Source organism: bacterium (assembly GCA_035380285.1).
Taxonomy (GTDB): domain Bacteria; phylum Auribacterota; class Erginobacteria; order Erginobacterales; family DAOSXE01; genus DAOSXE01.
Genome location: DAOSXE010000048.1, coordinates 1 through 11,080 on the forward strand (window position 1 = coordinate 1; position 11,080 = coordinate 11,080).

8 protein-coding genes are annotated in these 11,080 nt (G+C 64.1%); 4 read left to right on the forward strand and 4 right to left on the reverse strand.

Features of this window, described 5'->3' with window-relative positions; genetic code table 11:
- The coding region (locus PLZ73_11975) for a hypothetical protein (GenBank protein HOO78590.1) at positions 1-1,911 on the reverse strand (1,911 nt) is incomplete at its 3' end.
- A gap of 301 nt (positions 1,912-2,212) precedes the next feature.
- Between PLZ73_11975 and PLZ73_11980 the strand changes: the two genes are divergently transcribed.
- Both PLZ73_11980 and PLZ73_11985 read left to right on the forward strand, forming a co-directional pair.
- On the forward strand, positions 2,213-4,756 hold the full coding sequence (locus PLZ73_11980) for a NosD domain-containing protein (protein HOO78591.1): 2,544 nt from the start codon (positions 2,213-2,215) through the stop codon (positions 4,754-4,756).
- Positions 4,757-4,876: 120 nt separating this feature from the next.
- Positions 4,877-5,638: a hypothetical protein gene (locus PLZ73_11985; protein ID HOO78592.1), complete on the forward strand. Its 762-nt coding sequence runs from the start codon at positions 4,877-4,879 to the stop codon at positions 5,636-5,638.
- A gap of 87 nt (positions 5,639-5,725) precedes the next feature.
- Here the strand turns inward: PLZ73_11985 and PLZ73_11990 are convergent, their stop codons facing one another.
- Positions 5,726-6,709, reverse strand: a complete 984-nt coding sequence (locus PLZ73_11990; GenBank protein HOO78593.1) for a VCBS repeat-containing protein — start codon at positions 6,707-6,709, stop codon at positions 5,726-5,728.
- Between the two features lie 518 nt (positions 6,710-7,227).
- Here PLZ73_11990 and PLZ73_11995 point away from each other — a divergent pair.
- The gene (locus tag PLZ73_11995) at positions 7,228-8,103 is read left to right on the forward strand and encodes a hypothetical protein (protein ID HOO78594.1); all 876 of its coding nucleotides are present in this window, start codon (positions 7,228-7,230) and stop codon (positions 8,101-8,103) included.
- A 33-nt stretch (positions 8,104-8,136) separates the two neighbouring features.
- Here PLZ73_11995 and PLZ73_12000 read toward each other — a convergent pair whose 3' ends face one another.
- Positions 8,137-8,427 (reverse strand): GIY-YIG nuclease family protein, encoded by a 291-nt coding sequence (locus tag PLZ73_12000; protein ID HOO78595.1) that lies wholly within the window; start codon positions 8,425-8,427, stop codon positions 8,137-8,139.
- Positions 8,428-8,467: 40 nt separating this feature from the next.
- Entirely contained in the window at positions 8,468-8,902 is a 435-nt protein-coding gene (gene mscL, locus PLZ73_12005; GenBank protein HOO78596.1) for a large-conductance mechanosensitive channel protein MscL, read from the reverse strand.
- A 651-nt stretch (positions 8,903-9,553) separates the two neighbouring features.
- Here mscL and PLZ73_12010 point away from each other — a divergent pair.
- Positions 9,554-11,080: hypothetical protein (locus PLZ73_12010; protein ID HOO78597.1), on the forward strand; the 1,527-nt coding region annotated here is incomplete at its 3' end.

The following is an 11,080-nucleotide window of genomic DNA, read 5'->3' on the forward strand; positions in this document are numbered from 1 at the left end:
GGTGCTGCCGTCCCCGTCGTAGTCGGCGCCGACCGTGATATCGGTCGACACCCCATAAAAGGTTTTCGTGAGGCTGCGCACCATCCATTTCCCCAGGCTGGGGCGATAGATGGCAAGATCCCAGGTTCCGTCCCCCGAATAATCCCTCGGGATCGGGCGGTCCGTGGAAGTTCCGAACCAGACTCGGGTGAGGCCCCGGACCAGCCAGAGGCCGGCCGGGGGCCGGAAAAGGGCGATATCGGCGGTCCCGTCGCCGTCGTAGTCGCCGACGACCGCGGGCGGCCGGGGCGACGGTGTCGGCGAAGAGGTGGGGGCGGCGGTGGGGGAAGGAACCGCGGTCGGGCCGGGCGTGGGGGATGAAGAAGGCGCCGCCGTCGGAGACGGCGTCGGCGTGGAAGATGCCGAGGGAGTGAGGATGGGGGTGGGTGAGGCGGTGGCGGCGGTTCCGACCTCGAAGGGGGCGGTGGTGTCGAAGGAACCCGGGCCGGGGACGGGTTCCGGTTCGACGCGGAAAAGCACCCCGGAAGCTCCCGCCGGGAGATCGGTGGCGGAATCCCAGACGTAGATGTGGGAAACTCCCGCCATGCCGGTCGCCAGGTCGGTTGTCCCTTCCCCTCCGGTTCCCCGGGAGGCCGCGGCGAAATTCGTCCCGTCGGTGCTGAAACTGAAGGAGGCCGAAGGACAGGTCTGGGCTTCCCACTGGTAGAGCTTGTAGCCGATGGCGATGTCGCCCGCGGCCGGGCTCCCGGGCGTTTCCGCCTCCGCCGACATCCTCCCCATGACGATGGCGGCCCCGGTGTTGTAGTGCGCCCCCCCCTGTCTCCCCGAACGGGTGATAAAATAGCTTTCGCCGAGCCGGATGCAGTCCAGGTTGTAGTTTCTCTCGTAGTTCCAGTTGGCGGAGTCGCTCAGGTTGCGGCCGCCGATGACGCCGACGGGGTCCTCCCGGCAGATCCAATCCACGCCGTCGGTCGAATAGAAGGAGTAGATCGGGTACGAATAGTTTTCCGTCCAGAGCATGAACCCCTGCCGTTCTCCGTCGGAGTACACTTCCTGGAGCGAGCAGGGATACTGGGTGGAAGAGGCGTTGGAGCATCCCGTAAAGGTGATGAAGGCGCCGACTTCGGCCGGAGCGTCGGTGTGGTCGCTCCAGCGCTGCTGACATTGAGCGTCCCAGGCGTACATGCTCCAGTCCAACCCGTTGCTGGAGATGTACATTTCGAAGTAGCCGGGGCCGCCGCTGGGGTCGAAGCTGTTGGAGCCGAGATAGAAGACATAGCGGTTGTCCAGAGGACGCTCGGGGACCAGATCTCCCGAGCCGTGCGGGCGATAGAGAATGGTGGGTTTGGTCATGATTTTCGTGGTCGGGGACCAATCGTAGCGCTTGTAGGAAGGGGGGCAGTAGTCGGGCTCGGGGAAGGCTTGCCAGTAGCTGCCGTCGGTCGATTCGGCGTAGCGGAAGGCGGCGTTGTTCCCGTAGCCGCAGTACCATATCTTGAATTTGACGTTTCGACTCTGCGCGGTCCAGGCGACGTCGGCGGCGGGGAACCCTTCCGGATCGCAGGCGAGGGCGTGGTGGCCCACCGACCAGGTCCTGGGGATATCGACCGTATCCGTCTCGGCGCCCGTCGACCAGGCGCGGCCGTCGGACGACCACCCGCGATAATAATCGCCGGGCGCGGCTTCCGCCTCGTAGGAGAGGATGGCGATGAAACGCTGCCCGTCCCAAGCGGCCCGGCATTCGTAGAGACGGCTCTCGTAGTCCCAGCCCTGCAGGGCCGGGGCGGTTCCAGGGTTCCAGTCGGTGTAGGAGAAGTCGGTCCAGGCCGGTTGGGTTGCGGCCGGCCGCGGGGCGAATAACAAGACCGTCAGGGCCACGGGGATCCCTACTTTGCCGCGGTTGATACGCATCGTCTCCGCTCCTGACCCCGCCGGGTCCGGTTGTGGGGTTTTTCGTCGATTATTACAGTATAAAACCTTGGCATAGGCAAGGGGAGGAAAACCGGTCGGCAAAGCCTGTCGCCGAGCGTTCGGTACCCTTCGCGGGAAACCGTTGCCCCGGCGAGTTCCTCGTTTCCTTCGTATGCACCCGGAGATTGCGGGGGAGAAAATCTTGAGGGAAACCCCGCGCCGGAGTTTACGCGGGGGGATTTATCTGTTAGCTTTATTGGTGTATGATCCGCTGCAACCGTGTTCAACCAGGGAGGTGGCCGTGAAACGAGCGGCGTGGTGTGTTTTCTTCTCCGTCGGTATGCTGATTCCCTTTCCGGCTCTCGCCCAGAACTGGTACCTGTCCACCGACCTGGGCGGCCAGGTCAATGCCGTCGGTGCCGTCGATCCCGGCGATGTCTGGGCGGTCCTCGGCAGCCCCTCCGACCCGGGGGAAATCTTTCATTACGACGGGTCGGCCTGGTCGCTCCAGACCACCATCACCTCACCACTGACCGCGGTGGAGGCCCTCGACGCCGCGCACGTATGGGCGGGAGGGGAGGATGGCACCACCCCCGTGGTCTACTTCTACAACGGTTCCGGCTGGTCCTTCCAGACCGAGGTGGTGAACGGAGTCTGGCTCAACGATTTCTACGCGGCGGACGCCCTCGCCGTCTGGTTTACGAGCAGCCGAATCTATGTCACCTGGAGCGGCGGGGCCGCCTGGGAAATAGATACCGAGGCCACCTATCACCAGTACGGCATCGATGGTCTCAACCAGGGCACCCACATCTGGACGGTCGGCGGCCCCTACGGCAGCCTGAATCAGGTTCTCTACTGCCAGACGGGCTTCTGGTTCGTTCAGACCGAGGTGGCCAACTGGAACTCGCAGACGATCCAGCTCCGGGCGGTCTGCGCCGTCACCGACGGCGAGGCCTGGGCCGCCGGCGCCCCGGGCCATATCCTCCGGTATAACGGTTCGGACTGGTCCGTCTCGACCAGGGTCGAGTATGAGGATTTTCTCTCCCTGGCCGCGCGCGGCCCCGGCGACGTCTGGGCCGGGACGAAGACCGGGAAAATATACCGATTCGACGGGTCCGAGTGGGGTTTCGCGACGGACCTGGGCTCCGGCTGGATCTATGGGCTGGCCGCGGCCGGCGACGAGGTCTGGGCGGCGGACAATAACGGACTCGTCTTCCGGTTCGGCGCTTCCACCCCCACCCCGGTAGGATACCATACCCCCACGCCGACGGCTCCGCCCACCTGCACCCCGCCGCCTACCCTCACGCCTCCTTTGACTCCGAGCCCGAGCCCGACTCCCGGGCTGCCGCCCACCCCGCCCCCCGACTGCGGCTGCGTCGGGACCACGCAAACCTTCCGCTGGGGCGACACCATCACCGAGGACTGCACGATGAACAGCGACCTGGAATGGGAAGGGTCATGTTTCACCGTGGGGACGGACGGCATCACCATCGACGGGGCCGGCCACAGCATCACCGAGTACAACGGCGCCTATACGGGCACAGCCACCGGGATCGATTTGAACGGAAGAAGCAACGTCACCATCAGAAACCTGGGCATCTATCAGTTCAGTTACGGAATGCATGTGGAGGATTGCGCGAACATCGCCATCCTCGACAACGTGATCAGCGAAAACAAATGGTGGTACGGGATTATCTTCTCCGACACCTCCGACAGCACCATCGCCGGCAACACCCTGGAGGGGAACGGTCTCAACACCGGCGGCGCGGCGATGTGGTTAGGCGGGGCCTCGTTCAACCACATAACCGGGAACACCATCAACCGCAACGATGTGGGGCTCGATCTGGACTTTGCCTCGGACAGCAACATCATCTCCGGCAACACGGTTACGGACAATAAGAATGACGGATTGCGCATCATCAGCGGAAGCCACAACAGCATCGATTCCAACGAATTCTGTTCCAACGCCTGGAGCCCGGTCACCACTCAGGGTTACTGCGATATCCGGGTTATAATCGGGACCGACAACACCGGGATCAACAACTTCTGCGGCACGGCCTCCGGCTACCACGACACCGGGGCCGTCCGCTGCAACTTCGCCTGCTCGCCCGGCTGGATCAACGACTACGACGGGGATGGGACCTCGGACATCGGGATCTTCCGGGATGCGTCGGGCCTGTGGGCGATCCGCTCGGTGACCCGGGTGTATTTCGGGGGAAGCGGCGACCGGCCCGAGCCCGGGGACTACGACGGCGACGGCACCACCGACTTCGCCGTCTTCCGGGACTCCTCCGGTCTCTGGGCGGTGAGAGGGCTGACCCGGGCCTACTTCGGCGGCGGCTACGACCTGCCCCTTCCCGGCGATTACGACGGGGACGGGACCTCGGATATCGGGATCTTCCGGGCCTCCTCGGGGCTGTGGGCGGTCCGGGCCGTGACCCGAGTCTACTTCGGGGGGACCGGGGACCTGCCCGTTCCCGGCTATTACGACGGCTCGGGGAAGGTTACCGCGGCCGTTTTCCGCGCCTCCAGCGGTCTCTGGGCGCTGCGGGGGACGACCCGGATCTACTTCGGGAACTCCGCCGACCAGGCCGTTCCCGGCGACTACGCCGGCGCCGGTGCCTGGAAACCGGGGATCTTCCGTTCCTCGTCGGGGCTTTGGGCGCTGCGGGAGGTGAGCCGGGTCTATTTCGGGTCCGGTTCCGACCGTCCGGTTCCCGCGGTGTACCAGGGGAACCGGAAGGACGATGTCGGGATCTTCCGTTCCTCCTTGGGCCTGTGGGCGGTCCGGGAGGTGACCCGGGTCTACTTCGGGCAGACGGGGGACGAGCCGGTGGCGCGGTAGGGCGCCGGGCTGAACGCCCCGGGGAGCGAGGCTGATCCTTCGAGGAGACCGCCGGTACCGTTCCGGTCGGTTTTCCGGTAGCGCGGTAACGTGTTCAACGGGTAAAGGGAGGTATTGCGTATGAAAAGATTCGGGCTGGCGCTGGCGGTGACGGCGATGGCCTGGTCGTCCGTCCCGGCCGCGGATTTCAACGGCGACGGGACCGACGACATCGCCCTCTACCGGAGCTCCGTGGGCGGTTGGGCCGTCCGGGGGATGACGCACTTCTATTTCGGGCAAGCGGGGGACCGCGTGGTCCCGGCGGATTACGACGGAGACGGGCTCTGCGAGCCCGCGGTCTATCGAAACTCGACCGGCCTGTGGGCGGTCCGCGGCCTGACCCGGGTGTACTACGGGGCTTATGTCTGCTCGCCCCTGAGCGGCGACTACGACGGCGACGGGACCGACGACATCGCGGTCTTCAACGGACTCAACGGCCTCTGGGCGGTGAGGGGGATGACCCGTCTTTACTACGGCCGGAACGGGGATGTCCCGGCCGAACCCGCCTCGGCATCTTCCCTGGCCCGGGTCAGGTACCGGGCCTTCGGCGCGTCGATGGGATTTTCCATGGGGGTGACGTACGTCGACTGGACGGGCGAGACCCGGAGCGTGAGCGTGACTCCGGCGGACTACAGCTGGTCGACTTCGTTCAGCGCCCAATCGATGGCCCGGCTCTACCTCAGTATCGGGGTCCCCGATCTGCCCAACAGCCATGCCCAGCTGATCGTGAACGACGTGCTCCTTCTGGATATCGAGACCCAGGACGCCGCGGGGTTCGACGGTTACCTGGGGCAGGATGGGGCCGGCAGCTATTATTTCTCCGGCAGCACCTGGGACGAATAACTCGGGGGGCTGAAGAAGTCGGAGGCCGCCCCCTGCCGGTTGCGCGCCCGGACCGGTCCTACCGACGGTCGCGGAGTCCCGGGAACTTCAATGCTTGTCCGTCGATCCGGCCGGGTGCGCTTCCAGGGCGTCGAGGCGGGCGTTCAGGGCTTCGAGCTGCCGTTGTTGCTCCCGGGCCAGATTATGGAGGACGATGACCTGGACCTGGAGGTTCTCCGCCGTTTCCACCGTCTCGAACGCCATCCGGGTCATGTCGATCGATCCCTTCTCCTCGTCCGCGGCCGCCGTGATCCAGGGGAGGTGCCGCTCGTCCTTGAGGTAAGCTTCGACCTCGCCGGTCTTCATCGCCCGGTAGCCGCTCTCGAAGACGTAATCGGGCTTGGTGTAGGCCGTGCCGTTGGCCGTCCCGGCCGTTCCGCCGTAGCGGACGCTGCCGGTGGCCCGGATATCGCCGTCGACGTCGAGCGTGTAGGCGGGGTTGTTCACTCCGATCCCGACATCGCCGTCGGCCTCAACCCGGAGGGCCGTCGCGCCGTTGAAGATTTGGACGAGAAAGGGGTCGCCGCTGTCGGCCCGGACCACCATCCCGTAGTCGTTGGCGGCGTAGCCGGTGTTGTGTATGCCCACCAGCCACCCGCCATGGTAATTGGCCTTTACGGTGAGGGGATAGGCCGGTTCGGTGGTTCCGATCCCGACGTTGCCGGCGGTGTAATGGATATCGGACCCGGACGCGGTCCAGAGGCTTCGTCCGCCGCCGATCCCGGGGAGCGGCTCGTCCGTGGAACCGCCGAAATATACCCGGGTTATGCTCTTGACCGCCCAGAGGCCGGAGCCGGGCCGGAAGACGCAGATATCGACCGACCCGTCCCCGTCGTAATCTCCGGGCATGGGCCGGTCGCTGGAAGACCCGAAGTAGGTCCGCGTGAACCCCCGGATCGCCCAGAGCCCCGAGGCCGGACGGAAGATGCCGATGTCGTTGAACCCGTCGCCGTTGAAATCGGCGGCGGAGGAGAACAACCCGTAGCCGAATCCGATAGCCGCCGTGAGAACGCCTGCCGCCCACGTTTTCATTGTCCGCTCTCCTTGCTCATTGGTTTCGATGACCTCGCAGTAGACCCGGTGTGGCTGTCCTCCCCGCCCTCCCCCCTGCATCTTCACCCCTGAGTGGAGGGTACTTTGAAGCGAAATCCTAAAGCAAGAACTTGTCCGGTATCGGGGTGAACGTCGCTTCCGGCGTCAGCATATTGATGGCACAGACGCTGGTTTCGGTTCACGTTCCCTGAAGTTACCTGAGTGTATGAGGATATAACGTCGCGGGCTGGTTGAGCCAGGACACATTCTGCGTCGCCGGCGGTTGCGCTATGCACCATCGCCGCGACCCTAGAGAGGCCGCGGCGCAGTCCGGACGTTGATTGCAGTGTCTTCATTATCAGCAACTTGCGCCTGGGTTGCCTTGTTGTTTCGGTCTACTGGCATGGTTATTGCTTTTTTATCGGTAGACCGGTTGTCCCCTTGGGGAAGCCGGACCGGACGATAACGGGAGAACGGGGCGGGGGGGCGATGGAGGCGCGGGCCCGGAAGGAGCAGGGATGAAGACGGCTATGGTGATAATGGCGGCACTGATTATCGGGATGTGGGAGCTTTTGCCCGCGGCCTATCCGATGGAGGGCGGAACTCCCCGAGCCAAGATCGAGGAGGAAGAGCCCCGCAACAACAGCGAGACTATGTATGTGTACGGGCGGGGCAACCCCGACTCGCTCTGGAAGATATGGCTGAAATGGCTCCAGGACGAGCACAGGCAGGATACCTACGGGTCATCGACCTCCCACGGGAGCGGAGGCGGCGGATCGACCGATGACGGGGATGGCGGCGCCGGCGTGACTATCCCGGAAAATACCGACCGTGAGGAGGAGCCCGGATACGACGGCGGCTACGTCGACTGTTCGGCCTCCAACATCCACAGTCAGATCGGGTCCGCCCTCAACGGGTTTCAGGCATTGGTCTGGGAAGACTACATCGCCATATCGAATTATTTGGCCACGGTCAGGGCTTACGGTGACCCCGACCCCGATTGGGGGGGCTGCGGCGAGGCCCTGGGCGAACTCTGCGACGACGCGAGCGTATTCCAGATGGGTTATCAATATCCCTTTTTCCCCAGCCTGAGGATGCATATGGATATGCCTTATGATCCGGTCACTTGCGAGGACGTGAACGCGCTGATCGGAGACATCGTCGCGTGGTACGGTAGCTGCGGCTGGATCCTCGACGGGCTCCCCGAGGTGTACTGGTCGACTTCATTTGAGCCCGACGATCGCAAGAGCCCCGCGGTCGGCGAGAGCTACCCGCAGTGGCGTGAGGAAGAGTGCGAGACCTCCGGGGAGAGCCCAGCCGGTTCCGGCTACGCCCCGGACACCCTCGATACGCGCGTTATCGGCGGGGGCGAAGAGCCTTCCAGCGAGCGCTGACGGCGGTTTATCCGGAACCCGGAGGCTGTCCGATCACCCGGTGACCAGCCGCTCCTTTTTCCGGCGGCTCCAGCCCTTGATCCGGGCTTCGCGCTTCAACGCCGCGGAACGGTCGGGGTGGGGTTCGGAGTAGACCAGCTTCGCCGGGCCGCGGCCGGCGGTGTAGCTGCCGCCGCGGCCGCGGTTATGCTCCCGGAGGCGCCGCTCGAGGTTTGTGGTGATCCCGGTATAGAGCGTGCCGTCTCGGCAGCGGAGAATGTAGACGTACCAGGGAGAAGACGAAGCTTCGACCTTCATCTCGACCGCTTTACCCTCGCCGTCCATACTTCCCCGGCGGCGTCACCCTGGCCCTTCGCGGAGTCGTTCAGGGGATCTGGGAGGTGCAGTTCGGGCAGCGGGTGGCTTCGATCGGGATGGCCGAACAGCAGAAGGGGCAGTCCTTGACGGTCGGTTCCGCCGGGGCCTCGACCGGTTTGCGCTTGAGCTGATTGATACCCTTGATCAGGAGAAAAACGGCGAAAGCCACGATCAGGAAACTGATCACCCCGTTGACGAAGAGCCCGTATTTGAGCTGGACGGCGGCGGCGACCGGCTCGCCCGCCGAGTTCACGACCGCTTCCTTGAGGACGACCATCTTGTCCGAGAAGTCCACTCCGCCCAGGAGCAGGCCGATCGGGGGCATGAGGACGTCGTCCACCAGGCTCTTGACTATGGTCCCGAAAGCTCCCCCGATGATGATGCCGACCGCCATGTCCACGACGTTCCCGCGGACGGCGAAATCCTTGAACTCCTTCAGTATCCCTTTCATCTCCACAGCTCCCTGTTGATGAGTTTCCGCCTTCGGTAGAGTGAAAAACCCGGCCGGAGATTAGAATCCGGACCGGGTTAAAATTCGAGATCAATGAGTCCAAGCTCGGCGATCACGCTCTAAACATTGCACAGGACATCTAGGCTGTCCAGGGCAAATCCGACAAGGGAAAAATGCCGTGGCGCGTTCCACGGATTGCACGGATGAGGAACCGGGATTACGCAGATCGGGGAACAGGGAATTTTTGCACCTGATTACTCTGATTGGGGAAAGAATTCAGAATTCAGTAGGAAACGTCCCCACCTCGTCCCCTTCTCTCCTTCATGAACTTCATGTCCTTCATGGTCGAGAGAAGCAAAGAGCATGGGGCATAGAGCAGGGCGTAAGACCCGCCGCCGGACTTCGGGGCTCGGGAGGGAGCCGGACCTGGCATCGGGGGCCGAGGCGTGTTATTCTTTTACAAAGAGTTTTATGTCGAATTGATGGTTCCTCAAAAATGGAGACACCTCCTGAATGGCGCCGGAAGCGGACGTTTCCCGATTCCAGCGGAGGGGCAGTCGTTACAGAGAAAAAACGAAAACATTTTTCGTAAATAATAGATTTACATGTTTTTGACAACAGCCTGACCGGAGGGGAACGACAGTGAAGATAAACGGCGTCATCGTCGCCATGCTCGCCCTGGCGGGTTTCGCCCGGGCGGAAGAGTGCGAACCCAACGACTCACCGGAGACGGGGGCCCTGCTCCAGCCCGCGCCCTGCGTCGAAGTGCAAGCCGAAGTCTCCCCGATCGGGGACCAGGACTACTTCCAACTGATCTCCGCCGGAGGGGAACGGCTCTGGGTATCCGCCCTGACCGACAGTGACACGGTCGTTGCCCTTTATCGGCCGGACGGGTCCCTCCTCGAATCCGACGACGACGACGGCAGCGGCCTCGGATCGCTCATCGCCGGCGCCCACCTCGATGATCCGGGGACCTACTATCTGCAGGTATACAGATACTCCAACACCAGCACCTGCTCCTACGATCTCTACGTCACGATGTTCGACGGCCTCGACATGGTCCCGGAGACGGGAACGTCAAACGAAACCGCCGCCCTGGCCCAGGAAGTCGGCACCGGCTGCTGGATCTCGGGGAGTTTCGGTTCCGCCACCGATCTGGACTGGTACGAATTCACCGCCGCCGCCGGAGACATGCTCGTATTCCAGTTCGACGACGACCCCGAACGCTCCGGCACCGGGGCCTTCGACGCCGTCCTCGGGCTCTACTCATCCTCGGGGACCAGCCTTCTCGACGAGTCCGACCATGAAGGGAAGGGCCCGGACGAGCCGGAGGATCTCTTCTATTACAACTCCACCTCCCGCACCCTCTGGCTCTGCGTCGAGAGCGACACCTCTTCCGGTTTCGTCGCCGGGAGCTACGCCCTCGCCATCAACGTCGCCGCCGAGCACTCCTGTATCGGAACGCCGACGCCCGTCCCCTCGGCTACCCCGGTCGTCCCCACCCCCAGCACCACTCCCACGCCCGTGCCGACCGAGACGCCGCCGCCCTCGCCCACCCCCACCACGGCCCCCTTCCTGATCAGGATTTTCGACAACCGTTTCCAGCCCGCGGTCTTCCGGGTCGACCCCGGCGGAGTGGTCGCCTGGCGCAACGAGGGGAGCAACCTCCATACCAGCACCAGCAACGGCGGGACCTGGAATTCCGGAACGATGCTGCCCAAAGACATCTATGCCCGCGCCTTCTCCGGCATCGGCATCTATAACTACCACTGCGAGTTCTACCCTTCGATCGAGGGAAGGATCATCTGCGGCTTGGCCACCCCTACGCGCCCACCCACTCCCGTCCCCACCGCGACCCCCGTGCCCTCGCCGACGATGGAACCGGTTATGCCCCCGGTCGGTGGCGACTACGACGGCGACGGGCTCGCCGACATCGCCCTCTTCCGTCCCTCGTCCGGTCTTTGGCTGGTCCGGGGCCTGACCCGGATCTGGTACGGAACCGGCACCGATATTCCCGTTCCCGGCGAGTATTCCGGCGACCGGACCTGGGACATCGCCGTCTTCCGGCCCTCGCTGGGCAAGTGGATGGTTCGGGGAGTGACCTCCGTCTTCTACGGCGTCTCCACCGACCTCCCCGTCCCGGCCGACTACGACGGCGACGGAGCCGGG

Excerpts from the sequence above, each read along its gene's own strand:
- PLZ73_11985 (HOO78592.1), top strand. The coding sequence starts at position 4,877 with ATGAAAAGATTCGGGCTGGCGCTGGCGGTGACGGCGATGGCCTGGTCG.
- PLZ73_11990 (HOO78593.1), bottom strand. The coding sequence starts at position 6,709 with ATGAAAACGTGGGCGGCAGGCGTTCTCACGGCGGCTATCGGATTCGGC.
- PLZ73_11995 (HOO78594.1), top strand. The coding sequence starts at position 7,228 with ATGAAGACGGCTATGGTGATAATGGCGGCACTGATTATCGGGATGTGG.
- PLZ73_12000 (HOO78595.1), bottom strand. The coding sequence starts at position 8,427 with ATGGACGGCGAGGGTAAAGCGGTCGAGATGAAGGTCGAAGCTTCGTCT.